Origin of the sequence: Lachnoclostridium sp. Marseille-P6806 (assembly GCF_964238185.1) — a bacterium.
In the GTDB taxonomy this organism is placed as follows: domain Bacteria; phylum Bacillota; class Clostridia; order Lachnospirales; family Lachnospiraceae; genus Brotaphodocola.
Window position 1 is genome coordinate 49,537 of record NZ_CAXSLG010000002.1, and the last position, 25,762, is coordinate 75,298.

19 protein-coding genes are annotated in these 25,762 nt (G+C 46.6%); 6 read left to right on the forward strand and 13 right to left on the reverse strand.

Annotation, left to right across the window (positions count from 1 at the left end; all coding sequences use genetic code 11):
- Positions 1 to 65: 65 nt before the first annotated feature.
- From ACESON_RS02355 to ssnA, 10 genes are all read right to left on the reverse strand, one after another.
- The gene (locus ACESON_RS02355) at positions 66 to 869 is read right to left on the reverse strand and encodes a phosphatidate cytidylyltransferase (protein WP_177959658.1); all 804 of its coding nucleotides are present in this window, start codon (positions 867 to 869) and stop codon (positions 66 to 68) included.
- A 38-nt stretch (positions 870 to 907) separates the two neighbouring features.
- Positions 908 to 1,630 (reverse strand): isoprenyl transferase, encoded by a 723-nt coding sequence (locus tag ACESON_RS02360; protein ID WP_177959657.1) that lies wholly within the window; start codon positions 1,628 to 1,630, stop codon positions 908 to 910.
- A 253-nt stretch (positions 1,631 to 1,883) separates the two neighbouring features.
- On the reverse strand, positions 1,884 to 2,438 hold the full coding sequence (gene frr, locus ACESON_RS02365) for a ribosome recycling factor (RefSeq protein WP_177959656.1): 555 nt from the start codon (positions 2,436 to 2,438) through the stop codon (positions 1,884 to 1,886).
- Between the two features lie 12 nt (positions 2,439 to 2,450).
- The gene (pyrH, locus tag ACESON_RS02370) at positions 2,451 to 3,155 is read right to left on the reverse strand and encodes a UMP kinase (protein WP_177959655.1); all 705 of its coding nucleotides are present in this window, start codon (positions 3,153 to 3,155) and stop codon (positions 2,451 to 2,453) included.
- A gap of 74 nt (positions 3,156 to 3,229) precedes the next feature.
- Positions 3,230 to 3,940, reverse strand: a complete 711-nt coding sequence (locus ACESON_RS02375; RefSeq protein WP_373108337.1) for a 4'-phosphopantetheinyl transferase superfamily protein — start codon at positions 3,938 to 3,940, stop codon at positions 3,230 to 3,232.
- A gap of 556 nt (positions 3,941 to 4,496) precedes the next feature.
- Positions 4,497 to 4,988, reverse strand: coding sequence for a 4Fe-4S binding protein (locus ACESON_RS02380; RefSeq protein WP_373108338.1), 492 nt, complete (start codon positions 4,986 to 4,988; stop codon positions 4,497 to 4,499).
- Positions 4,989 to 4,990: 2 nt separating this feature from the next.
- A complete protein-coding gene (gene xdh / locus ACESON_RS02385; RefSeq protein ID WP_373108339.1) occupies positions 4,991 to 7,573 on the reverse strand; it encodes a selenium-dependent xanthine dehydrogenase in 2,583 nt (860 codons plus the stop codon).
- A gap of 129 nt (positions 7,574 to 7,702) precedes the next feature.
- A complete protein-coding gene (hydA, locus tag ACESON_RS02390) occupies positions 7,703 to 9,079 on the reverse strand; it encodes a dihydropyrimidinase (protein WP_177959651.1) in 1,377 nt (458 codons plus the stop codon).
- Positions 9,080 to 9,220: 141 nt separating this feature from the next.
- Entirely contained in the window at positions 9,221 to 12,205 is a 2,985-nt protein-coding gene (ygfK, locus tag ACESON_RS02395; RefSeq protein WP_373108342.1) for a putative selenate reductase subunit YgfK, read from the reverse strand.
- A gap of 64 nt (positions 12,206 to 12,269) precedes the next feature.
- Positions 12,270 to 13,601 carry a putative aminohydrolase SsnA gene (ssnA, locus tag ACESON_RS02400; protein ID WP_373108344.1) on the reverse strand — a complete coding sequence of 444 codons (1,332 nt, stop codon included), beginning with the start codon at positions 13,599 to 13,601 and terminating at the stop codon, positions 12,270 to 12,272.
- Positions 13,602 to 13,845: 244 nt separating this feature from the next.
- On the opposite strand from ssnA, the gene ACESON_RS02405 reads away from it, so the two are divergent.
- From ACESON_RS02405 to ACESON_RS02430, 6 genes are all read left to right on the forward strand, one after another.
- Positions 13,846 to 14,496, forward strand: coding sequence for a PAS domain-containing protein (locus ACESON_RS02405; protein WP_177959648.1), 651 nt, complete (start codon positions 13,846 to 13,848; stop codon positions 14,494 to 14,496).
- A gap of 45 nt (positions 14,497 to 14,541) precedes the next feature.
- Positions 14,542 to 15,747: a diaminopropionate ammonia-lyase gene (gene dpaL / locus ACESON_RS02410; protein WP_177959647.1), complete on the forward strand. Its 1,206-nt coding sequence runs from the start codon at positions 14,542 to 14,544 to the stop codon at positions 15,745 to 15,747.
- Positions 15,748 to 15,802: 55 nt separating this feature from the next.
- Positions 15,803 to 17,119, forward strand: a complete 1,317-nt coding sequence (locus ACESON_RS02415; protein ID WP_373108345.1) for a YgeY family selenium metabolism-linked hydrolase — start codon at positions 15,803 to 15,805, stop codon at positions 17,117 to 17,119.
- A gap of 82 nt (positions 17,120 to 17,201) precedes the next feature.
- A complete protein-coding gene (gene ygeW / locus ACESON_RS02420) occupies positions 17,202 to 18,398 on the forward strand; it encodes a knotted carbamoyltransferase YgeW (protein ID WP_373108346.1) in 1,197 nt (398 codons plus the stop codon).
- A 92-nt stretch (positions 18,399 to 18,490) separates the two neighbouring features.
- Positions 18,491 to 19,438: a carbamate kinase gene (gene arcC, locus ACESON_RS02425; protein ID WP_177959083.1), complete on the forward strand. Its 948-nt coding sequence runs from the start codon at positions 18,491 to 18,493 to the stop codon at positions 19,436 to 19,438.
- A 22-nt stretch (positions 19,439 to 19,460) separates the two neighbouring features.
- Positions 19,461 to 20,798, forward strand: coding sequence for a uracil-xanthine permease family protein (locus ACESON_RS02430; protein WP_373108348.1), 1,338 nt, complete (start codon positions 19,461 to 19,463; stop codon positions 20,796 to 20,798).
- 338 nt (positions 20,799 to 21,136) lie between these two features.
- Here ACESON_RS02430 and mobB read toward each other — a convergent pair whose 3' ends face one another.
- From mobB to ACESON_RS02445, 3 genes are all read right to left on the reverse strand, one after another.
- Complete coding sequence (mobB, locus tag ACESON_RS02435; protein ID WP_373108350.1) at positions 21,137 to 22,258, reverse strand: molybdopterin-guanine dinucleotide biosynthesis protein B; 1,122 nt, start codon at positions 22,256 to 22,258, stop codon at positions 21,137 to 21,139.
- Positions 22,259 to 22,269: 11 nt separating this feature from the next.
- Entirely contained in the window at positions 22,270 to 23,976 is a 1,707-nt protein-coding gene (locus tag ACESON_RS02440) for a VanW family protein (protein WP_373108352.1), read from the reverse strand.
- Between the two features lie 201 nt (positions 23,977 to 24,177).
- Complete coding sequence (locus ACESON_RS02445; protein ID WP_373108354.1) at positions 24,178 to 25,566, reverse strand: phosphatidylserine/phosphatidylglycerophosphate/cardiolipin synthase family protein; 1,389 nt, start codon at positions 25,564 to 25,566, stop codon at positions 24,178 to 24,180.
- Positions 25,567 to 25,762 lie beyond the last annotated feature (196 nt).

Here is a 25,762-nt window from a genome sequence, read left to right on the forward strand (position 1 = left end):
GTCAGCATTTATCAAAAAAGAATGTGCGCATCTTCACAGAGCGCTTTTGTATCCTAGGAAGTTTTTTAGGATACAAGAAATGTTACTGCAAAATAAATCGCCGGCGCAGTAAACAGCATACTGTCAAACCGGTCTAAAATACCGCCGTGACCGGGAATCAGATTGCCATAGTCCTTGATGTTGTGATTCCGCTTAATGGCAGAGGCAGCAAGATCTCCAATCTGGGAGATTGCTGCGGCAATGGCGCAGGCAATAGCGCAGGCAGCCTGGGGATTGGCTACAGAGGAGAACTTCGCACCGAAGATCCCTGCAAACAGAATGCCTAAAAGTGCGGAGCCTGCGATTCCGCCTATGGCTCCCTCAATGGATTTTTTCGGACTCAGCACAGGCGCCATTTTGTGTTTTCCAAAAAGCATACCCACACAATAGGCACTGGTGTCACAGCCCCAGGAGCTTAAAAAGATCAGCCACACCAGATATTTGCCATCAGCCATGGCCCTTACCTGGTAGAGATAGGAAAGCATGCCTGCCACATAGAATACCCCAAAAAAGGCGCAGGCAACCTCCTCTGTTTTATATTTGGGAAACTGAAACACATAAAGGCTCATCATCACCATCAGAGTACCGATGGCAAGAAGGGTTACATGACTGGTTCCCTCAAACCATACAAGCCCGTAATAGGCTACGGCAGTCAGATAGCCGACAGCTGCCAGCGGACTTTTTTCCATATTCAGGACACGATACAGCTCATACATGCCAATCAGAGAAATGGCTGTCATGGTGCCGTATAGAAGCAATCCGCCCTGCCCTACTATTATGATAGCAAGAATAACCAGAATAATACCACTTATCAACCGTTTTGCAAACATCAACGGTCCTCCTTTTTCTTTTTAGCTGCTGTTTCTGTTTATTTGACTCCGCCGAATCTCCGATCACGCCGGTTATAGGAAAGAATGGCTTTTTCCAGCTCTTCCTGGTTGAAATCAGGCCAGAGACAATCTGTCACATAAAGCTCTGTATAGGCAAGCTGCCACAGAAGATAATTGGACAGCCGCAGCTCTCCGCTGGTTCGTATCAGAAGATCCGGATCCGGAATATCTGCAGTATCCAGATAGGAATTCACCACCTGTTCTGTTATGGCTGAAGGCTCCAGCTTTCCTGCGCAGCAGTCAGCAGCCAGCTTTCTGACTGCGCGGGTAAGCTCGTCCCGGCCGCCGTAATTTACGGCAATTACAAAGGTAAGTCCGGTATTGTCCTTTGTCTCCCGTTCCAGCCGGTTGATGCCGTCAATAATGTCCTGATCAAAACGGGTGCGGTCACCAATCATTTTTACCCGCACATTATTGGCGGAAGCAATTTTTAACAGGCGGACCATGTAAAAACGGAAAAGCTGCATCAGAGCGCCCACCTCGTCGGAAGAACGCTTCCAGTTTTCTGTGGAAAAACCATATACGGTCAGATACTCAATTCCCATGCGGGCAGCAACTTCTACGGTTTTCTCCACCGTAACACAGCCCTCCTTGTGTCCCATGGTGCGGGGAAGTCCCCGTTTTTTGGCCCAGCGTCCGTTGCCGTCCAGAATAAGCGCCACATGTCTGGGGATTACCATGCCATCCAGATTCTGATTCATAAAATTCCTCCCTGCTCAAATATAAATGCACGACACAGCAGCGGGACAGGGATCCTTCCCTGCCCCGCCATACTGCTCATATACAAATTAGATTGTAATTGTTCAGGACGGGGCACCTTCTTGTCCGGCAAAGCCGAACAAGAAGTATCGGAGAAATCTCCGATGTGAGAGCTGGCAGGAAAATTCCTTTACAAGCGAGCTTTACAAGAATTTTTCCGCCAACCTTCCCGTCGTCCTGAATAGTTACATGGGATTATACAGTCATAATCTCTTTGGTTTTTGTTTCTACTGCTTTGTCGATCTTGTCGATCATCTTGTCAGTCAGCTTCTGAATTTTATCATTGCCGTCTTTTAAATCATCCTCGGAAATGTCGCCGTTTTTCTCCATTTTTTTCAGAGATTCATTTGCATCGCGGCGTATATTACGGACAGCAACCTTGGCGGCCTCACCTTTTTTCTTAACGTCCTTGGCCAGATCCTTACGGCGTTCCTCTGTAAGCTCCGGGAAAACCAGACGGATCACGCTGCCGTCATTGGTTGGATTGATACCCAGATCAGAAGTCAGAATAGCTTTCTCAATGGATTTCAACAGAGATTTTTCCCAGGGCTGAATCACGATCATCCGTGCCTCAGGTACGTTAATATTGCCGACTTGCTGAATAGGAGTAGGGGTACCGTAATAATCTACCTTGATTCTGTCCAACACATGCGGATTGGCACGGCCTGCGCGAATGGAACCAAACTCGTCCAGAAGCACGTCCAGTGTTTTTTCCATCTTACCTTCATAAACCTTTAATTCGTCCTGCATAAAAACCTCCTGTTATTCAACGGTCACAATGGTGCCGTTTATTTTTCCCTGCATTGCATTGGCAATGCCGTCTTTCTCATTTAAATCAAATACTGCCATGGGCATCTTGTGCTCCAGACACATAATAGACGCAGTAAGATCCACTACAGCCAGTTTTTTATCAATCACTTCCTGAATGCTGATGGTATCGTATTTTTTTGCATTCGGATTCTTTGCCGGATCGCTGTCGTATACACCGTCAATCGATTTTGCCAGCAGAATACAGTCTGCATCCATCTCAACCGCCCGCAGGGTAATTCCTGTGTCTGTGGAGAAGTAAGGATGTCCGGTGCCGCCTGCAAAAAATACTACTTCCTGGTTTTCGAAGCACGCATTGGCCCGATCCTTAGAGAACAGCTCCGTCATGGTGCCGCAGGCAAATGGTGTGAAAATATGGGTCTTCATTCCGGCATTGCGGAAAATCTCAGACACATAAATACAGTTCATAATCGTAGCCAGCATTCCAATCTGATCGGCTTTTGTCCGCTCAATCGCATCGCTGGTACGTCCGCGCCAGAAATTTCCGCCGCCAATTACAATACCTACCTGTACGCCTGCATCTACAGACAGCTTAACCTGTCTGGCAACTTCCTTTACCGTATCCTCATCAAATCCGGTTTTTTTCGGTCCGGCCAGAGCCTCGCCGCTTAATTTCAGAAATACACGTTTCATATCCATGGAATCTTTCTCCTTTGCTCTGCAACTCTGTACAAAAACACAGGATCCTGTTTCTGTACTCATTGCTTACGTGGTTATCTTACCACATCTTGTAGGTTTTGAAAAGAGAAAAAAACATTGGAAAGGCCATCATCAGCCCCGTCCCGGCAGACAGCAGCCTGATATCCGGAAAATTCGTATTCCCGGAAGGAAAAAGAAGAAAACTTCTTTCCTGCTTCTGTGTGCCATACCAGGTTCACAGGAGCCTCAGAAGGGAATTCTGCAAGCTGCAGTTCAAAGCTGTCTAAAGGAAGACGCATCCCCTCTCCAGTGGCCTTTAATACACTTTCCTTCAGAGTCCAATAACGGGAAAACAGACGATCGGTTTCTTGTTCCGGGCGTTCCTGTTCCAGAAACAGCTGCTCATTTTTGGTAAAATACCGGTGTACAAGAACCATTTTTGTTTTTCGTATTTTTTCAATATCACAGCCGATTTCCCGATCCGAAAATACTGCCATTACCATAGTGCCGGAATGGGACAGGTTAAAATAAAGCTCCGGATAATGCTTTAGATAAGGTTTTCCGTTGTGCCGGTATTCCAGCTCTAAGTCTCTCTCTCGAAGACCATACCTTTGCAGTCCCCTGTCCAGAAGCAGTCCTGCGCCCAGAGATAAAATCCTGTCTTCCGGAAAGCGAAGCTTTGCCGCCTTTTCCTGTCGGCTCCGGGAAAGCTCTCCTGCTGCCCGTAAAAGCGCCTCCTCTTCCGGAACAGAGGAGGCATCCAGAAAATAGATTGCCGTTTTCATAGTTTTATTCCTTTATTCCTTGTAACTATTCGTTTTGTTTTCGTTTTCCAACCCTTAAATGAATGAAAAGTATCAGATAAAACAGATAAAAACCACTGGAAAGAGTCAATACGGGATACAGATTGTGAATCTCTGTAATCTGACAAATCCTCCATGATAATAGTATAGCATACCAAATGCAAAAGCGCTTTTTGTTTTTTTGAATTTTATCTTAAAATTCTCTGCCGCCGCATGGCGATCCTCGCGGAGCGTTTTTATTTCATAGGACGCACTTTCCTATGACGATTAGGGTGTCAAAAGGTCATTTAAAAAAGGAATGACGCATGAGAAAAATACGAATCTCAAAAAACTGTGCTTATTAGAACAGTAAGTGGGAGAAATACAGCAAAAAATATCTATTTTCACCCTACATGCCCATGCACTTTATTGAGGTAAAACGTGTTTTTGTTAAAATTACCCTTTTGACACCCTAATCCTATGACATAAAAACTGCCGCTCCACAGAGGATTTCTCTTCCATGGAGCGGCGGTCCTTTGATTCGTTGCTTTTTTCTGCCTTATCTTGTCGGAGTCAGCACTCCTCTTAAATCATAAATAGCGTGGCGCGGACATTTAACAGCGCACATTCCGCAGCTCAGACAATATTTTTCTTCAATCACTGCACAGTTGTCGATTACGTGAATGGCAGAGGCGGTACATGTTTTTTCACAGATGCCGCAACCAATACAGCTGACGTCGCATTGTTTCCTGGATGCAGCGCCTTTGTCATGGTTGAAGCATTTTACAGCAATAAAATTGGCATCCTCATGGATATGGATGATCTGCTGGGGACATGCTTCTGCACATCGTCCACAGCCGGTACATTTTTTCTCGTCTACCTCGGCAACGCCGTATTCATTCATGGAAATGGCACCGTAGGGACAGGTGTTGACGCACAGACCGCAGGCTATACAGCCATAGGAACAGGAGGAATCACCATTTCCTTCATGACATCCGCCGTTGCAGGCAACAAATGCAGAGTGATAGGGAAATTTTTTCTTTGCTGCCATAGTTACCACTTCCTTTCATAAGGTGTATTTTTCAGTGGGAGCTCATACCGTCTCTCATGATCGTAACGGAAATAAGCATCGGCAATGGCCGGTGCAGTTGGGATAGAGGTAATCTCACCGATACCGATAGCACCGCCTGCAACCTTCAGTCCCGGCTTATCAATGACAATGGCCTTGATTTCCGGAAGCTCGTGGGCTCTAAACAGACCCAGAGAGCCATATTTATCAATCGGCTTACAGTTATCGTCAATCGGATAGCGCTCAGTCAGAGCGTAACCCATAGACATAACTACTCCGCCTTCTATCTGACCTTCGCAGGACAGTGGATTGACTGCCTTTCCAACATCATGGGCTGCAACCATTTTTTCAATCTTTCCTGTTTCCGGATCAATGATACACATCTGAGTTGCATATCCATAGGCAACATGGGATACAGGGTTGGGAACATCTGCTCCAAGAGGATCTGTTTTTGCAAGATATTCTCCGTAAAATACCTGTCCTTTTACATCAGCCAGGGTCTTTCCTGCATTCAGCTCTTTCATCAGCTCACGGCAGGCTCTCATGCAGGCCTCACCGGTGATAAGAGTCTGGCGGGAGCCGGAGGTAGTTCCAGAGTCAAGGGCAATCCAGGTATTGCTTCGTTCATACACAATGCTGTCTGCCGGAAGATCCGTCTCCTCCACTACAATCTGGACAAGTACAGTTCCCAGTCCCTGTCCGATACAGGAAGCGCCTGCATAGATGTGAAGCTTGTTATCTTCCTCTACGATCAGCTTTACGCGTCCGGTATCCGGAATTCCAACGCCAACACCAGCATTCTTCATGGCGCATCCAATACCAACCGGCTTGCCGGCTGCCATGGCAGCGTCATAATCCTCTTTAATGGCCTCCAGAGTTTCTACCAGACCGGTGGATTCATCTACGATCTGTCCGTTGGGAAGAACCTGGCCGGGACGGATGGCGTTGCGATAGCGGATTTCCCACGGAGTAATTCCCACCTCGTCAGCCATCATATTTAACAGAGTTTCTGTTACAAAGCAGGTCTGGGTTACGCCGAATCCGCGGAAGGCTCCTGCCGGCGGATTGTTGGTGTAATAAGCCGTTCCTTCAATATCGAAATTCTGATAATTGTAGGGACCTGCCGCATGGGTACAGGCGCGCTCCAGAACAGGACCGCCCAGAGACATGAATGCGCCAGTATCAGAGTAAACCTTCGCCTGTACACCCATAATTTTACCATTTTCATCACAGCCCATGGTAAAGTCCATTTCGAAATGATGGCGTTTGGGATGAACCAGAAGAGATTCTTCCCGGGACAGCTTTAATTTTGCAGGACGTCTGGTAAGATAGGTAACCATAGCTGCAAGATGCTGAACTGTCATATCCTCTTTGCCGCCAAATCCACCGCCAACCAGGGCGTTCTGAACCTTTACCTTGTCAGTTCCAAGAATCATCTGGCATTCGTGAAGGGTCTGATGGGCAGATTGATCCGTAGAATAAACAAAAACGTCATCATCCTCGTCGATATAGGCCACTGCACACTCCGGCTCCAGAAAAGCATGCTCGGTCCACGGAGTTTCAAAATGGTGAGAAATTACATGTTTAGAATTTTTAATGGCTTCCTCTGCATTTCCCCGGCTGATATGCTTGTAGGAGCAGATATTATTTTCCTCTTCATCAAATACCTTGGGCGCATCCGGGGCAGCAGCTTCCTGAATATTTCTTACAGGTGTAAGAACCTCGTATTCGACTTTGACCAGTTTTTTTGCCTTCTCTGCTATTTCTGCTGTCTCAGCAGCAATCAGGGCAATGCCGTCGCCAAGATAATGAGTCAGCCCGCCTACAGGAATCAGAGAATACTGATCATGCTTTAAATGTCCTACTTTATTTTCACCGGGAACGTCCTCCGCTGTAAAAACGGCAGCAACGCCATCCAGGGATTTTGCAGCAGAGGTGTCAATGGAAAGCACCCTGGCACGAGGGTATTTGCTTCGCAGAACCGCTACATGAAGCATTCCTTCCAGATCGTAGTCATCCGGATATTTTCCATATCCCAGAACCTTCTCCTCTACGTCAATCCGGTGAACACTGGAACCCATTTTCCAGTTGTCTGTGCCATTTTTCGGAATCGTTCCCTCTCTCATGATTTTTGCAGCCAGCTTAACTGCTGCAACGATTTTTACATATCCGGTACAGCGGCAGTAATTGTTGCGCAGAGCGTAACGGATTTCTTCTTCTGTCGGATCAAGATTTTTGTCCAGAAGGGCCTTGGTACACATAATCATTCCCGGAATACAGAAACCGCACTGTACTGCGCCCGCTTCTCCGTAGGAATAGGTAAACACCTTGCTCTCCCACGCAGTCAGACCCTCAACAGTAATGATATTTTTTCCTTCCAGAGCGTCTGTGTCAGGAACACATGCCTTTACCGTTTCTCCGTCAATAATTACGGTACAGGTACCGCATGCGCCCTCACTGCATCCGTCTTTTACTGAATACAGATGAAGCTCATCTCTTAAAAAGCGAAGCAGCTTCTGATTCTTAGACGGTGTTACAACAGCTCCATTTACTTTAAATGTTGCCACAGCGTAACCCCCTTTCTTTTTGCAATTCTGAGTAACTATTCAGGACGGCGGGAGAACAGGAAGAAAAATCCACAAAAAGATGCCCCGTCCTGAACAGTTACAATTTTGATAGGAAAGGAACGGTATGCTTTAGAAAAGCTTTGTATAAGGCTCCCGTTTTACATACTGTCCCAGATGTTCCTTTACAATTTTTCCGTTTTCAGCAGCAAGCTGTCCATTCACATAAACCTGCTCTGCAATTCCCTTTACCGGATAGCCTTCGTAGGCCTGATAATCCACATTGGCTGTCTGATTTTCAGCAGACAAAACCCACTCTGTCTCCGGATTCCATACCACAAGATCCGCATCGCTTCCTGGTGCAATTACCCCTTTTTGCGGATACATTCCATACAGCTTTGCGGGATTTTCTGAAAGCAGGCGGCACATTTGCTCCATGGTAATCCGTCCAGCTTCCACTCCATAGGTATACATCAGGACGGGCCGTGTTTCCACACCTGCCATTCCTCCCGGAATTTTTGTGAAATCCTCTTTTCCAGCAGACTTTTGTTTCCGTGTAAAGCTGCAGTGATCGGTTGAGAGGGTCTGGATAGAATCGTCAGCCAGAGCCTCCCAGAGAGCCTCCTGATCCTCTTTCTTTCTGAGCGGCGGCGCTATGATATATTTTCCGCCTTCAAAATCAGGCAGATCATAAACGCTGTCATCCAGAAGCAGATACTGAGGACAGGTTTCCAGATAGACCTCCTGCCCCTGCTTCCGGGCGCTTTGAACCTCCTTAAGACCGGCTTTGGTGCTTAAATGCACAACAATAACCGGAGAATCAGCCAAAGCAGCAATCTTCAGCAGCCGGTCAATGGCTTCTGCTTCTACCAGAGGCGGACGACTGGCAGGATGAGCGCTGGTGGTAAGATTTCCCAGCTCCTTCTGTTCCTGAACCATGGCTTTTACCAGGTCGCTGTTTTCACAGTGAACGCCGGCAATGCCCCCAAGCTCGGTCAGACGTTTCAAAACCTTGTAGATGCTGCCGTCATCCAGCATATTGTCATCGTAAATCATGTACAGCTTAAAAGAAGTGACCCCATCACGAATAATTTCTTCCAGCTCACTGCTAATGGATTCCGAAAATTCTGAGATTGCCAGATGAAATCCATAGTTACAGGAGCTTTTTTGATCTGCCTTTCTGTGCCAGTTATCCAGAGCCTCTTTTAAGGTTTCGCCCCGATACTGGGTGGCAAAATCCACAATGGTTGTGGTTCCTCCGCTGACAGCCGCCCTGGTTCCTGTCTCAAAGTCATCTGCAGTTACAGTTCCGGCTACAGCCAGATCAAAGTGCGTATGGGCATCAATAAAACCGGGGAATATAAAACGTCCGGTCACATCTATAATTCTGGCATCGCTGTCACTAATATCAGCCTCTACTTTGGAAATTTTATCATCCTCCAACAGAATATCAGCTTCTATCCATCCTCTGCCGGATACGACCCGTCCGCCTTTCAGCAATGTTTTCATGGTTCATCGCCTTCCTTTTCTTTTATATGAATGAAACCTTATATGAAAATAATCACAAACCAGATGACAAATACATGCGCCAGGAAAACAGCTTCCCCCCCTTTGCTGGCAGGCAGCTGTTTTCCGACGCAAAAGCTGGTTTTACTGAATCAGATACTCATAGTCTCTGCATACAGTTTCCATAACCTTGCAGAGAGCTTCCGGAATCTCTGTCTTTTCGCCAGACTTCCATTCTATGATATTGCCCAGATAACGGACGCGGCAGGAAACCTCAGCCTTATTTAATACCGTAAAGCCCTCATTCTTACTGTTGTCCATATCTTCCACATTGGCAAACAAGGTGAATTTATCCAGATAAGGAGCACTGTCATAAGGGCAGAAGCTCCGGCAGTTTCCGCACTCATTACACATATAATCCACATGGATAATCTGATGTTTTGCCATACCCGGAACCCGGATTGCCAGGTTTGCACGGTTCGGACATACCTCTGCACAGTTTTCACAGATGGAGGAGCAGCTTAAGCAGCGTCCGCTTTCTACACGGCCTTCCTGGGTTTCCAGAAGGGAACCACGTCTGGGATAAACATCCTCAGAAGTAACCTTTTCATCAAAGTCCTGTACCAGCTTTCTTCCTGCAATTGCTTCAGAGGCTGTCAGGGCATCACGGATTGCTTCTACAACTGTAGCCGGACCGCCCAGACCGTCACCGATTACATATACATTCTTTACGCTGGATTCCTTGGTATCCGGATTGACCAGAACCTTACCGCGATCGTTGAGATTCAGGCTGCACGCTTCATAAAAATGAGTGGGAACCTTCTCTCCGACTGCAGCGATGATGGTGTCGGCCGGAACAGAAACAGTTTCTCCGGTTGCAACAACGCCGCGTCTTCCGGAGGCATCCATCTCCCCAAGCTTCATAACATCACACAGAAGCATTCCATTTTCCTGGGCCTTCGGAGCCAGCAGCTCTTTGAATTCCACGCCGTCCTCTACTGCCATAACAAGCTCTTCCTCATCTGCCGGCATATACCGTTTGGTTCTGCGGTATACCAGATATACATGCTCTACGCCTTTGGTGCGTTTTGCTGCTCTTGCAGTATCCATAGCAGTATTTCCGCCGCCGATTACTACAACATTTTTGCCCAGATCCAGATTGCCGTCATGTTTCTTAAAGTCTGCTAAAAATTCCAGGGCATTTACTGGCTCGCCCTTTTCCAGCTTCAGGACTCCTGGCTCGGAAGCACCTGCAGCAAGCACCACATAATCATAGGCATCCTTCAGGCTGTCCAGATTCTCGATTTTTGTATTCAGCTGCAGTTTGGCGCCGTAGGCAGTTACAAGAGCCACATCATGGGCAATCGCCTCATCAGAAATACGGAATCCAGGAATCACATGTTTTACCACACCGCCCAGGGAATCCTCTTTTTCATACAGGGTTACGGCAAAACCTGCTCTGCTGAGGAAGAAGGCTGCCGCCATACCGGCCGGACCGCCGCCTACGATTGCTGCAGTCTTTCCAGTCTCCGGATCACGGGCCTTTAAGTTTTTCATTAAATCTGCAAAACCGCCTTCAGCAGCAGTCAGCTTTGCATTGCGTATATGTACCGGATGCTCATAGAAGTTTCTGGTACATTTGCTCATGCAGTTGTGTGCGCAGATGGTACCGGTAATAAACGGAAGCGGATTCTTTTCTGTGATAACTTCCATGGCTTCTTTCATTTTTCCTTCGCCTACAAGCTGCAGGTATGCCGTAATATCCTGATGAATCGGACATCCCTCTTTACAGGGAGCAACAAAGCAGTCAGTCAGCGGAACCTGACGGTTCAGTTTTCTGGACGGAAGGGGTTTTACTGCTTTCACATGATGTTTGTCAGTAACAGCCTCATCGGCAAGCTTCTGAACAGCTTCATAGGAAACGCCGTTGAAGGAAACGCCTGCCTCCTGAGTAGCCAGAGCAAGCTGCTCCAGTCTCTGATATCCGCCGGGCTTTAAAAGGGTGGTTGCTACAGTAACCGGCCAGATTCCTACTTTTACGATCTTGTCAATATTAAAGGCATCTGCGCCGCCGGAATAGGAAATACGAAGCTTTCCGTCAAATTCTTTGCTGAGCTTTGCTGCAAGAGCAATAGACAGCGGATACAGGGACTTTCCGGACATATACATCTCTTCGCTGGGGAGCTCGTTCTGCTTAACATCTACCGGGAAGGTGTTAGTAATCTTAACACCAAATTCCAGTCCCTTTTCTGCACTCAGAGCAATCAGCCGTTTCAGCATGGGAACAGCATCCTCATACTGCAGATCGTCCTTGAAGTGGAAATCACCAAAGGCCACATAATCATAGCCCATTTTATCCATGGTTTCTCTGGCAAATTCATAGCCCAGAAGAGTCGGGTTGCATTTAATAAAGGTATTCAGTCCTTTTTCTGTAATCAGGTAGGTTGCAATCCGCTCAATTTCCTGAGGAGGGCAGCCGTGCAGAGTAGATAAAGTTACAGAATTGCAGATGCAGGGGGAAATTGCCTCAACATCCTTTTTTGTAAGCTTCTGGAACAGAGACAGGTTATCTAACAGATACTGTCTGCACTCCTGGAAAGCTGCCATATCTGCTGCATTCATCATAGAATCGATGAAGCGATTTACCTTTTCAGATTTGATTCCCTCCAGATCGTAGCCCACACTCATGTTGAACTGGAAACCATCCATAGCGCCCAGGTCAAATTCCTTTGCCATTACGCTTAATAAAAACCATGCTTTGATGTACTCGTCCTGAGCCTGGGGAACATAAAGCTCCGTAGACCACTCGCAGTTGTAGCATTCGTCATCCGCCTTAATACAGGGCTTGTTGACAGGCAAATCCTCACCATCGAGAATCTGTACGGTTTTCAGCTCAAAGAAACGGCTGCCTCCGTAGTAGGAAGCTGCAATATTCTGAGCCAGCTGTGTGTGGGGGCCTGCAGCCGGTCCCACAGGAGTTTCCAGCTTCCGTCCAAAAATCTGACGGCTGTACTGGTCTGCAGCGCGGTAGGGATGATAAACACCAAATACGGTTCCCTGTTCTTCCTTTTCTTTTAAAATCCATCTGATCATCTGACTAAATGGCATTGGGGTCATTCTGTCGCTCATGACGTATTCCTCCTTGTATTGTTTATCACTGAATATCATTGGGGGACGCTAAGTGCCCCGGAATTTATCCATTAATAGATTTTGCCAATGCGGCAGCTGCCTGACGGCAGTCAGCCATTACTTTTTCTTCATCAATCGTTGTCAGAACCCGATCCTTCATGAGAACCTTACCATTGGCAATGGTTGTCACTACACTGCGCCCGGTCATACCAAAAAGAATGTGACCGTTTACATTTCCTGCATGCATGGGAGTGAGCGGATTGTAATCGGTAACAATAACATCAGCTGCTGCGCCTTCCTTCAGAACGCCTAAAGGTTTTTTAAAATATCTATTAGCAATCTTTGCATTATTTTCAAACAGCATCACAGGAACCTCTCCCCATGCTGCGTTGGCATCACACAGATGATGCTTATGAAGAATATTGGCTACCTTATAAGATTCTGTCATATCATGGGTATATCCGTCTGTTCCCAGTCCAGTCAGCACTCCGGTATGGAAGATTTCCATAGTAGGCGGACATCCGCAGGCATTGCCCATGTTGGATTCCGGATTATGTACTACCATAGTGTTGGTATCTCTCAGAAGCTCCATCTCATGCTTGTTCACATAAATACAGTGAGCTGTCAGGGTTTTCTCACCAAGAATATTCCAGTCCATTAAACGATCAATAATCCGTTTGCCGTGATCCTTTAAGCAGGCGTGAAGATCCTCAATGCCCTCTGCCACATGGATATGGTAGCCGACGCCCTCCGGCTTCATGGCAGCACACCGTTCCATAGTTTCATCTGAGATGGTAAAGGATGCGTGCATACCCATCATACCGGTAATCATATCGCTGTCGTCAGCCAGAGCATGCTTGATAAAGTCTACATTTTCCTGAATGGCTTCTCTTGATTTGTCCATTCCGTCCCGGTCAGAAATCTCATAGCAGAGACAGGAGCGAATACCGGTTTCTTTTGCGGCTTTTTCAATCTCAAACAGAGAACCTGTAATTGCGCCAAAGCTGGCGTGATGGTCAAAAACAGTGGTTACGCCATTTTTAATGCTGTCAATATAAGTAGCCATAGCGCTGAGATAGGTCTGCTCCAGAGTCAGATGGCGGTCAATGGTCCACCACTGTCCACCGAGAATATCTAAAAATCCCTTTGGATTATAGCCGTTGATATTTAAACCGCGGGCAAAAGCGCTGTAAATGTGCTCATGTACATTAATGAAGGCAGGCATAATCACTCCGCCCTTTGCATCAATAAATTCTGCATTCGGGAATTCTGCCTGAATTGTTTTTAGCTCTCCTGCTTTTACAATAGAGTTCCCCTCTATGGCAACAGCGCCGGATTCATAAAACGGAGCATCCGGGTTTCTGGTGACTAATCTTCCATTTCCTACAATAATCATGAAAGAACCTCCTTTTATTTTGTTGTAATTCACAAACAGCCATGCTTTGATATCTACATACTACCATTCAATTTCCATAATTGCAATAGTAAAATAAAAAATATTTGAGACCATCTAAATTTTTTTAAGAAAACTATTGCATTTTGTTTTTTTTATGGTATGATGGACTTATCAAAAAAATTTTCAGGCAGTCTTGGCCAAGGAACACTGCCCGAAAATGCTTTCGCGAAAGGATGAACTTCATATGAGACAGACCCTAGATTTTTTAACCCAGATAGCTCACGGAGTTGCCACACATTTTGGAACATCCTGTGAGATTGTGATTCACGACCTGACAAGGGCGGACATGGAGTCTTCTATTGTATATATAGAAAACGGTCATGTCAGCAACCGCCACAAGGGTGACGGCCCTTCGGGCATTGTGCTGGAGACAAAAAACAAGCATTCCAAAGCTCTTTCCGATAAGCTTGCTTATCTGACCAGAACAGAGGACGGCAGGATTTTAAAATCCAGCACCATGTACATCCGTGGAGAAGATGATGAGATTCAGTATATCTTTTCGATTAATTATGATATTACAGGACTTATCAGCATCGACAACGCACTGCGCTCTCTGATTGAAACCAGTCCTACAGAAAACAAGGAGCCGAGAAAAATCACCCACAATGTCAATGATCTTCTGGATGAACTGATTGAGCAGTCCGTAGCCATTGTCGGCAAGCCTGTGGCTCTGATGACAAAGGATGAAAAGATTTCCGCCATTCAGTTTTTAAATGACTCAGGAGCATTTCTGGTAACAAAATCCGGCGATAAGGTCTCTTCTTATTTCGGCATCTCCAAGTTTACGCTTTACAGCTATATTGATGCCGCAAAAAAGAATTCAGAAGCACCCTAAGCAAACAGTAACATGGATTTTTATATAATGCAGGAGGTTTTCAACATGAAAGCAATTGAGTGGGCTTACAATACAATGCCCAAAACCGATGATAAACAACTGCCGGTAATGGCGCTGGAGGAAGTGAAAAAGGCCCGCGCCTTTCACGAGAGTTTCCCTCAGTATACTACCACTCCCCTGGCAAAGCTTGATCAGATGGCTTCCTATCTTGGACTGGGTCAGGTTTATGTAAAGGATGAATCCTACCGGTTCGGATTAAACGCATTTAAAGTACTGGGCGGTTCTTTTGCTATGGCTCGTTATATTGCGAAGGAAACCGGCAGAGACGTATCTGAGCTTCCTTACAGCGTATTGACTTCAGACGCTCTTCGGGAAGAATTCGGTCAGGCTACCTTCTTTACTGCAACCGATGGAAACCACGGGCGCGGAGTTGCATGGGCAGCAAATAAGCTTCGCCAGAAAGCTGTTGTACATATGCCGAAGGGAACAACCCAGACCCGTCTTCTGAATATCCAGAAGGAAGGCGCTCAGGTAGATATTACAGATATGAACTATGATGACTGTGTTCGCCTTGCAGCAAAGGAAGCAGCTGAAACTCCAAGAGGCGTTGTTGTTCAGGATACTGCATGGGATGGTTACGAAGAGATTCCCGCATGGATTATGCAGGGATACGGAACCATGGCAATGGAGGCAGACGAACAGCTTGCTGCATATGGCTGTGACCGCCCCACTCATGTGTTTATTCAGGCTGGTGTCGGTTCCCTTGCAGGTGCTGTTCAGGGTTATTTTGCCAACCGTTTCCCGGAGAATCCTCCGAAGGTTGTTGTTGTGGAGGCTGATCTGGCAGCATGTCTGTACAAGGGCGCAAAGGTTGGCGACGGCAGCATTCAGATTGTTGACGGGGATATGCAGACTATTATGGCAGGCCTTGCATGCGGCGAGCCCAATACCATTTCCTGGGATATCCTGAAAAACCATGTAGATACCTTTGTATCTGCTCCTGACTGGGTTGCAGCAAAGGGTATGCGTATGCTGTCCGCTCCGATAAAGGGTGATCCTCAGGTGGTTTCCGGTGAATCCGGAGCAGCTCCCTTCGGTGTGCTGGCCTGCATCATGACCATGGACGAATATAAAGAATTAAGAGAGCATCTGAGACTGGATGAGAATTCCAAAGTACTGCTCTTCTCGACAGAGGGCGATACGGATCCGGAGCGTTATAAAAATATTGTATGGGAAGGCAAGGAGCGCTAATCTCCTTTTAAAGATACCAGACAAAATATGCTTATCAAAAACGGAGGAAATTAAAATGAGCCTTGATTACGGAAAAATCAAAGAAGCTGCACAGAATTATGGAAGAGATATGACCAAGTTTTTACGGGAAATCGTAAAATACCCCGGCGAAAGCTGCGATGAAAAGGCGCACATTGACCGCATTGCAGAAGAAATGAGAAAGCTGGAGTTCGATAAGGTTGAGATCGATCCCATGGGAAATGTTCTTGGATATATGGGAACCGGTAAAACTCTGATTGGCTTTGATGCTCACATTGATACGGTTGGTATCGGAAATATCGAAAACTGGAAATTTGATCCTTATGAGGGCTATGAGACAGATACAGAAATCGGCGGTCGCGGTGTATCCGACCAGTGCGGCGGTATCGTATCTGCTGTATACGGTGCAAAGATTATGAAGGATCTGGGTCTGTTGAGCGACAAATATACCGTTCTGGTTGTCGGAACCGTTCAGGAGGAAGACTGCGACGGTCTTTGCTGGCAGTACATCATCAACGAAGACAAGGTTCGTCCGGAATTTGTTGTTTCCACCGAGCCTACTGACGGCGGTATCTACAGAGGACAGCGTGGACGTATGGAAATCCGTGTTGATGTAAAGGGTGTTTCCTGCCACGGCTCTGCTCCGGAGCGCGGTGACAACGCAATCTACAAAATGGCTGACATTCTTCAGGACGTTCGCGCTCTGAACGAGAACGATGCTGCTGATGATACAGAGATCAAGGGTCTTGTAAAAATGCTGGATCAGAAATACAATCCGGAGTGGGAGGAAGCAAACTTCCTGGGCCGCGGTACCGTTACTACTTCCCAGATTTTCTACACCTCTCCCAGCCGCTGTGCAGTTGCAGACTCCTGTGCAGTTTCTCTGGATCGCCGCATGACTGCCGGTGAGACCTGGGAAAGCTGTCTGGAAGAGATTCGCAACCTGCCAAGCGTAAAGAAATACGGCGATGATGTTGTTGTTTCTATGTATAACTACGAGCGCCCGTCCTATACCGGACTGGTTTATCCGATTGAGTGCTACTTCCCCACCTGGGTTATTCCGAAAGATCACGACGTAACAAAGGCTCTCGAGGAAGCTTATATTAATCTGTATGGCGAAGAGCGTATCGGCGCTGAGGAAACTCTGGAAATGAGAACTGCACGGCCGCTGACAGACAAGTGGACCTTCTCTACCAACGGCGTTTCCATTATGGGACGTAACGGCATTCCGTGCATCGGCTTTGGACCGGGTGCCGAGGCTCAGGCACATGCTCCCAACGAAAAGACCTGGAAACAGGATCTGGTAACCTGCGCTGCTGTTTATGCTGCTCTTCCGACCGTTTACTGCAAATAATACCGGCACAGCTTTTACAAATTAAGCAATACAAGATAAATTCCCGAAAAATAAAAATGATAAATAATATGGAGGTTCCATCATGGATAAAACTTTACAGGGCTATATTGACAAACTGAACAAATTAAACTTTAAGGAAATGTACGAGGGCGATTTCTTCCTGACCTGGGAGAAAACCGATGACGAGCTGGAAGCAGTATGGACCGTTGCAGACGCTCTGCGCTACATGAGAGAAAACAATATCTCTACAAAGGTATTTGAAAGCGGACTGGGTATTTCCTTATTCCGTGACAATTCCACCAGAACCCGATTCTCCTTCGCTTCTGCCTGCAACCTGCTGGGTCTGGAGGTTCAGGATCTGGATGAAGGAAAATCTCAGATTGCGCACGGCGAGACTGTTCGTGAAACTGCAAACATGATTTCCTTTATGGCTGACGTAATCGGTATCCGTGACGATATGTACATCGGCAAGGGCAATGCTTATATGCATGAGGTTGTTGATTCTGTAACCCAGGGCCACAAGGACGGCGTTCTGGAGCAGAAGCCAACTCTGGTAAACTTACAGTGTGATATCGATCATCCGACTCAGTGTATGGCAGATATGCTGCACATTATCCACGAGTTCGGCGGTGTTGAAAATCTGAAGGGCAAAAAGCTGGCTATGACCTGGGCTTACTCTCCTTCCTACGGAAAGCCGCTGTCTGTTCCTCAGGGTGTAATCGGTCTGATGACCCGTATGGGAATGGAAGTTGTTCTGGCTCATCCGGAAGGCTACGAGGTAATGCCTGAGGTTGAGGAGGTTGCAAGAAAGAACGCTGAGAAGTCCGGCGGTTCCTTCCGCGTATCTCACGACATGGCAGACGCATTTAAGGATGCTGATATTGTATATCCGAAGAGCTGGGCTCCGTTTGCAGCAATGGAAAAGAGAACCAATCTGTATGCAGAGGGTGATTCCGAGGGCATTAAGGCTCTGGAGAAGGAGCTGCTGGCCCAGAACGCAGAGCATAAAGACTGGTGCTGTACCGAAGAGCTGATGAAGACAACCAAGGACGGCAAGGCTCTGTATCTCCACTGCCTGCCGGCTGACATCAACGATGTAAGCTGCAAGGACGGTGAGGTTGAGGCTTCTGTATTTGACCGGTATCGTACTCCTCTGTACAAAGAGGCAAGCTACAAGCCGTATGTGATTGCAGCAATGATTTTCCTGGCTAAATTCCAGGATCCGGCAGCTGTTCTGAAAAAACTGGAAGAGCGCGGAATCTCCCGTAAATTTGATTAATTGACCAATTTTGATAAATCCTCTTGCGTTCGGGCCGCCTGGTTTTAATGACCGGCGGCCCGGAACAACCTATGAGAAATTTTAAGGAGAATATTATGGACAAGAAGAAACGAATTGTGATAGCGCTGGGGGGAAATGCGCTGGGCAATACTCTTCCAGAGCAGATGGCGGCTGTAAAAATTACGGCAAAGGCGATTGTGGATCTGATTGAAGAGGGCTGCGAGGTTGTGGTTGCCCATGGAAACGGTCCCCAGGTCGGTATGATTAATAATGCAATGGCGGCTCTTTCCCGGGAAAACCCCAATCAGCCCAATACCCCACTCTCCGTCTGTGTGGCTATGAGTCAGGCTTATATCGGGTATGATTTACAGAATGCACTTCGTGAAGAACTGTTAAACCGCGGAATTAAAGATATACCTGTAGCAACTATGGTAACTCAGATTCGTGTGGATGAAGCAGATCCTGCTTTCCAGAATCCTTCCAAGCCTATCGGTCATTTTATGACAAAGGAACAGGCGCTTCATGCAGAGGAGGCCTACGGTTATGTAATGAAGGAGGATGCAGGACGTGGTTACCGCCGTGTTGTTGCTTCTCCCAAGCCGGCAGAAATCATTGAGATCGGCGCCATCCGCTCTCTGGTAAACGACGGTCAGCTGGTCATTGCCTGCGGCGGCGGCGGAATTCCCGTGACCCTGCAGGGCAATCATTTAAAGGGCGCAAGCGCAGTTATTGATAAGGATTTCGCAAGCTGTCTTCTTGCAAAGGAGCTGGACGCAGATTTCCTGATTATTTTGACTGCAGTAGAAAAAGTAGCGATTAACTTCGGTAAGCCGGAAGAGAAATGGCTGGATGAGCTGAACACAGCTCAGGCAAAACAGTATATTTCTGAGGGTCATTTTGCTCCCGGTTCCATGCTTCCAAAAGTAGAGGCAGCTGTAGAATTTGCAGAGTCCAAACCGGGCCGTACTGCTCTCATCACCCTGCTGGAGAAAGCAAAGGATGGTATTCTGGGTAAGACCGGAACACGAATTCATCAGTAAAATCTCCAAGGAGGATAAATAAATGAGCGAAAAAGCAACGAAAAAACGCGCGTCACTTTTTGAACTGGATGGTGTGCCGTCATTTGGGCAGGCATTCCCTCTGTCTTTGCAGCACGTGGTAGCTATGATTGTGGGCTGTGTAACCCCCGCTATTATTATTGCCGGTGTATCCGGGCTTTCTGATTCTGACAGTGTCATTCTGATTCAGTCCGCTCTGGTTATTGCAGGTCTCTCTACCTTTTTACAGTTGTTTCCTATCGGGAAAAAGGGAGGCTTTCATTTAGGCTCAGGACTTCCTGTGATTATGGGTGTCAGCTTTGCCTATCTTCCCAGTATGCAGGCGATAGCCGGTGATTTTGGACTTCCTGCTATCTTCGGTGCGCAGATTGTTGGCGGTATTGTAGCGGTATTTGTAGGTATCTTTATTAAAAAGATCCGCAAATTCTTCCCTCCGCTGATTGCCGGTACAGTTGTATTTACCATCGGATTGTCTCTGTATCCTACTGCCATTAACTATATGGCCGGCGGAACCTCCAGCCCGAATTATGGCTCCTGGCAGAACTGGCTGATTGCAATCTTTACCCTGGCTGTAGTTACGATTTTAAACCATTTTGGAAAAGGAATTTTGAAGCTGGCATCAATTCTGATTGGTATTATTGCAGGTTATTTGTTCAGTCTCCCCTTTGGTATGGTAGATTTAAGCAGCGTAGGTACTGCAGGGATGTTCCAGCTCCCTTCTGTGATGCACTTTGGTGTGAAGTTTGAAATTTCATCCTGCGTTGCTATCGGCATTTTATTTGCCATTAACTCCATTCAGGCCATTGGTGATTTCTCAGCCACAACCTCCGGCGGTATGGATCGCCAGCCTACGGATGATGAGCTCCAGGGCGGTATTGTTGGTTATGGAATCATGAACCTTCTGGGAGCTATGATTGGCGGACTTCCGACAGCTACCTTCAGCCAGAATGTAGGTATTGTAACAACAACCCGTGTTGTAAACCGTTTTGTACTGGGCGGCGCAGGCGCTATGATTTTGATTGCAGGCCTGGTTCCCAAGTTTTCTGCATTGCTGACTACCATTCCTCAGTGCGTACTGGGCGGAGCGACGGTTTCTGTATTTGCATCCATTGCCATGACTGGTATGAAGCTGGTAATGACTGCTCACATGAACTACCGTAATACTTCCATCGTAGGATTGGCAGCAGCGCTCGGTATGGGTGTTTCTCAGGCATCTGCATCTCTGTCTGCATTTCCAACATGGGTAACGACCATTTTCGGCCGTTCTCCGGTTGTAATCGCAACACTGATTGCTGTTATTATGAATATTGTACTGCCTGATCCAGACAAGAAAAACGAATAATTTTCTACCCGAAAGAAAAAGGACTTGTGAAGATTCACAGGCCCTTTTTTTGTACAGGAAGATTCCTGTATGGTATTTCTGTATCATTGACGAACAGTGAAGAATTTCTTATTTCACTGAAACGTAATATTGTTTAGAATTTAAACTGATTGTGAACGGTGTGATATACTTCCAGACCGAACGCACCAACTGTCAGAATTACTGCAACTGCTGCCATGGATTTTGCGCCTCCCTTGTTTTGATAATCCTATTATAGCATAGATAAAAAAAGAGACAATTCGCAAAGAATACAATCATTTTTATGGAACTAAAAATTTTTTATGCAATATAAATATATTTTAGAATACATGAATATTTTTTAGTTTCTGATACTGCCCTGGATCGTTAATATTAACAAATGCGTCTTCCAAATCAGGAACATCTAAGGTTCGATATCCAGCTGCTTTCATAAATCCCATAACAGAACGATCCTTGCTTAAAATCTGCTCTCTTGCAAGAGCTGCCAGTTCAGTGGGATAAATAGCAGCCAGAGGTTCTTCTTTTCCTCCATGAGAGAGAATCATAATATCCGGTCGTTTTCCAGCAGAGCATTCCTCTTTTATGTATCTGCGAAAGCCAGAAATCAGAGATGCCAGAAGCGATACGGTTACAGTCGGCATATCCACAGGAAGAACAAGGGCATAGGGTCTGGCAGAAGCCTGGAAACAGGCTTCAAGGCCACCCAAGGGACCGGCATTTGGAATCCGATCCGGGATCAGGATTTCCTCTTGAAATGATTTTACAAGGGCGCCGCGATATCCGGATATCAAACGCTCTTCGATTCCAAGAAGCTGCCCCTTTTTTAACTGATAATTTAAAAACGAGGTTTCTGCATAATTCAGCTCAGCCTTCTCCTGTCCCATCCGCCGGCTGAGGCCGCCGGCTAAAACTACCATAGAAAGACTCCTTCTTGCGAAACAAAAATCAAGAATTTTATCTGCAATTTTTTCCAGATCATTGAGCGAAAGGACTGGAACTGCTGACGGATTTTTTTCAGAGTCAAAATACGCGAAAGAGAAATCCGTCAGGATACCTAAAAGTCCCTCCTGGCAGCACGACAGTTCTTGAGAAATTCCCTGGCGGACGATTTCAAGCTTGGGACAGGGAGTGCTTTTGAGTCCCTCTGCAAGAATCAAATCCGCCTCTGGAAACAGCTCTCCTATCTGCTCGTAGGACATTTTCTTTTTCCGGATAACCATATATTTTGAGTCAGAAAAAATTGCCGTACCCACAGCTCCAGCTTTCCAGAAGGAGTGGGAGTCTGTTCCGGGCACATCCGGCTCAAAATCGTGACCGTCATGCTTGACTGCTGCGACCTTCAGTCCCTGATTTTGAAGAAGCGGAATCAGCTTCTGGATCAGGGTGGTCTTTCCGGAATTCTTCACTCCGCAGACAGCCAGAATCAAAGGTTTCTTTTTCATGGATATACTCCCTAATCCTCTGGCTTTGGAGCAATGGTTTCCGGTACCGACGGCTGATTGGTTTCAGAGGTTTCGGCCATTTCCGGCGCAGAGGTCTTCTCCTCTGCCGTCGTCTCTCTGGATGATTCTTCTTCCTGAGAGGCCTCCGCTTTGGCGGCTGAGCTGCTTTCTGAAAGTGAGCTGTTTTCCTTTTTGCTCTCTGCGTCACCTTTGCTTTCCTCTGGAACAAGCTCCATGCCGGAGCCGGGAATGTAATCATCCGGCATACCGTCTATTGCCGCTGCGCTTGTTGTCTCCGCCATTTGGGTTTCCTCCGGCTTTAATACCGCTCCGCTGGTATTTCTTCGAATCACAGGAGCATGTCCCTTGTAGGTTTTGGAGTGATCCTCCGTCCGCTCGATTTCTTTTCCATTCTGATAGACCACTTTATAAGTAACCCACCGGCTTCCCTTTGTTCCGGCGCTTTTTACAATCTCCTGTCCCGGCTCCAGCGTTGGATCCTCCTCATATACGGGTGGCAAAAGCTCCATCTCTTCTACTTTTTTCGAATCCAGATCCCAGGTAATTCCCTCTTCCAAAACAGGAAGTCCGTAAATCGAAACAGATGCCTTTTGATTGGAATAGCTGGCACGGATTCCAATCGGTCCTTTGGAAGTATTGACAAAGCGAAAATCCGGTTCCACCCAGCTGATCGTTGCGTCCTGCCCTGGAGTCACATAGTTCGGCTCAAAGGTATGGGAACGGCGAAAGGTGATTTTCATACCGGACTGGAAAACCACTTTATAAAGAGTACTGGAAATCTGGCATACCCCGCCGCCCACCTCCTGAACCACTGCACCGCTGTTATAAGCGGCGGCAGCCTGATAGCCCTTTTCCTCTGTACGCTGCCCAATTACCTGATTAAAGGAAAACTCTTCTCCTGGCTGAAGAATCGTACCATTAAGCGCCTGAGCAGCCAGACGGACATTGGTGTTGCGCTTTGCATTGCTGGTGGTTTCTGTTGTAAAGGAAGCCAGTGTTTTGTACTTTTCTTTTGCTTCTGCTTTCGTTACTTCAGCAGGAACCTGGGAGGTTTCAGCCGGAATGACAGCATCATAATCACGATTTTTCACAGCTTCCAGAATGTCTTCTGACAGCTTTTCCTGGTTGACTGCTGTTCCCGGAAGGCTTTCTCCAAATACAAAGCTTCCTGTTTGAATATCAAAGCTTTCAGGCCCGCTGTTTTTCGGTGCAGTATCCCACAGGTCTGCGCAGGCTGAGGCCTCTTTTGCCGCCAGTTCTTCCAGATTTTCCATATCAACCGTATATTCTCCCGGCTCTTCCTGGGTACAAATGGTATCCAGCAGCTTTTCAGCCTGAATCTGATAAAGATTGGAAACGGGATAGGTTTTCTCTCCCAGTGTTACTGACATACTCCAGGGGGTATGATTCAGAATGGTTTCCAGTGCCTTCTGACGATTCATACCCTTTACGGAAATACCATCTACTACGGTTTTTTCTTCAATGACAATATTTTCTGCGGCGATCTCTGTTTCTATGGACTGCTTTTTCCCCTGACTGCGCATATGCACGATGGCTGCTGTTCCGGTGCCCAAAAGCAGCAGAGCGGCTGCGCCCCAGCAAAGGAGAATCCGTTTTCTTCGTTTCCGTTCCCGTTCAAGCCGTTTCAGCCGGGCATAGGGATCTCTGGACGAATACGGACGTTCTGAATGCTTCATATCCTGTTTCCTCTCTTTCCATGCTGATTTTTTGCAGAAAAGGGACATGTCCGCAACACAGACATGTCCTATTATGAAAGTCAGCAATCATTCATATATGTATGATACGAATTATATAAAAGGAACCTTTTTCTGTCAATATAGAATCCCAAAAGTAAACCATCTAAAGCCAGTGAAATTGCTGCAGTCCGATTTCAGAGGCTAGAGTAAATGACGTATCGGAATAATAATTACCCGCAGTACGCTGTAAATCAGCTTTTTCTGCCACTCCTGAGGAGGAATCTGGTACTGAGAGCCGTCCTGCAGAGCACCGTCCGGGTGCATATGGCGGCAGCTTTCCTTCATCTGTCCAATTTGCTTACGAAGCTGGGCATTGATTTCGGGACTGTCAATCACCAGCATCAGTTCCGTATCCAGATAAACGCTTCTCATATCGAAATTGCAGGAACCTACAATACTGATTCTATCATCTGCCAGGACAGTTTTTGTATGCTGGGCCTGTTTCCCCAGATACTCATAAATATGAACGCCTGTATCACGAATTTTCTTTTTCTGGTTCAGATAATCGGTACATCCAAAGGGATTGGTTCCATTTTCCACAGCATTAATCAGGATTTCTGTGGAGACTCCTGAATCAGTTACAGCTTTCAGATCCTGATACATTTTTTTACTGGAGATAATATAGGGAGTTTGTACCTGGACATCTGATGCCTGCTTCATCTCCTCAATCATTCTGTCCCAAATCCAGGGCTCCTTGTTTTTGGGCTCTATGGAATTGGTACACAGCTCAATTCTGTTTGTCTCTGTGGTTTCCAGCTCCCAGTCTGTAGGTGTGAAGGCTTCCGGATACCTCTGCTTTAACTGCTGGTAGTGAGCCTCCAGATTGCCTCCTTTTCCCTTCTTCCTGAAAATCCTGCTGTCTGGAAGGTTCCATATGCGCTCAAAATAATTCTGCAGCTGGCATAAGGACTCTCCTTTTCCGGGAACTGTTTCATAAACAAGAATATCCCGGTCCTCGTTGTAAAATTCCTCGTAGCATCCAAGAAAACGGTTGTCTGTATTTCTTCCGCCCAATATGTAGCCCCAGTTATCAGCAATCAGATATTTGTCGTGCATCCGATAATTGATTTTCCATGGAGTCAAAAAATTGATGGGATTATAAAAACGTGCCTCTACATTTTCATGAGAGGCCAACTGACGGAAATTGTCGCTGCCGGATAAAAACAGACCGGCATTGATGCCATCTACCAGAATCTGCACCTTCACGCCCCGGTTGGCTGCATTCCAGAGAGCAGCCATCATATCCTGGCCTCCGCTTTCATCCCGGAAATCAAAGGTAGTCAGCACAAGGCTTTCCTGGGCCTCTTCTACCAGGCGCAGCCGCCATAAAAGGGCATCCAGGTTCGTATCTACACTGCGTGCTCTTTCCTTTGCAAAGCCTTCCTCATCGGTTTTGACTGTATGAAAGGCTTCTCTTGCCGCCGCATCCGTTGTTTTGTGAAACAGCGGAGGAACCAGCAGACATACAGCCAGATAAATCAGGTAGAAAAAAACAGCCAGTCCCACATACTTGATGATCCGTTTTACCATTTACATGCCATCTCCGTTTCCTTTGTATTCGATTTCCGGAATCTGATTTCCGGCATTTAAATTACTTCTATTGTAACATAGAAACCTTCTGTTTATTAGATCTGGAAATGATAATATTCTAAATGAAAAATGAAATTTTTCTAATCATACATCTCAAACGTACAATTCCAGGCGCATAGAAAAACAGACCTGCCGG